General features: G+C 67.5%; 2 protein-coding genes. Both read right to left on the reverse strand.

Annotated elements, in window-relative coordinates:
• The coding region (locus LUZ64_RS36695; protein ID WP_232390653.1) for a transposase at positions 1-655 on the reverse strand (655 nt) is incomplete at its 3' end.
• The gene (locus tag LUZ64_RS36700; protein ID WP_372472115.1) at positions 592-852 is read right to left on the reverse strand and encodes a transposase; all 261 of its coding nucleotides are present in this window, start codon (positions 850-852) and stop codon (positions 592-594) included. The genes LUZ64_RS36700 and LUZ64_RS36695, both read right to left, overlap by 64 nt.
• Positions 853-928 lie beyond the last annotated feature (76 nt).

Below are 928 nucleotides of genomic sequence, written 5' to 3' on the forward strand. Positions count from 1 at the left end.
TCAGTCGTTCGATGGTGTTCCGTTCCTTGTGGAAGCTGGAGTCGTGGCTGATGGGCCGGCCTCCTCGTGCGCCCTTCTTCTTACGGTTGGCGGCCTGGTCCTTTTTCTCTGGGATGACGGCCTTGATTCCGCGTTTGTGCAGGTAGGCGCGGTTGCCGCGGGACGAGTACGCCTTGTCCGCGGCGACCGCGCCGGGCGGCGTGCGGGGACAGCCGACCGGCAGGCGGACTCTCACCTTCGCGAGTACGGGGATGAACTGCGGGCTGTCCCCAGCCTGCCCGGCGGTCAAAACCAGCGCGAGCGGACGACACCCGCGGTCCGCGGCGAGATGAATCTTGCTCGTGAGTCCGCCCTGGGACCTGCCGAGCGGGGCTTCCCTCAGGCGGAACCCGCGTCTGAGACGGATGCGCCGGCGTTCGTCCTGTCCGTTCTGTTCCTCCGTGCCACCCCCTTTCGCCGGGCTGCCTCCTGCTCCTGCACGGCTTCTTCCAGGGCCTTCACGAGGTGCTCGCTGACCCGCATCCCCCGTGCCTTCGTGGTGGGCACGGACCGTGGTGGCATCCACGCTGACCAGCGGCAAGTCTGTTCTGCCTACCCAGGCCCCTGGGCGATCGGGTCTTCCAGCAGGGCCGTGAACACCCCGGCGTCCCGCCATACGCGGAAGCGTCCGTAGACGGTGGCCCAGGGGCCGAACTCGGCAGGCGTCTCGCGCCACTGCCCACTGGAGCGGAACCGCCAGATCACCCCTTCGAACCGCTCCCGCAACCGCTCCGGGTACGGCCCGTACCTCCCGATCGGCAGGTACGGCTCGATGAACTCCCACTGGGCATTGGCGAGTTGCCTGCGCGTCACCACCCCACTCCTACCGGATTCCACCCCGCGAAGAGGACAGAAACCAGCAGCTGATCACAACATCACACAGGCCCTA

The organism is Streptomyces albireticuli, from assembly GCF_021228125.1.
In the GTDB taxonomy this organism is placed as follows: domain Bacteria; phylum Actinomycetota; class Actinomycetes; order Streptomycetales; family Streptomycetaceae; genus Streptomyces; species Streptomyces albireticuli.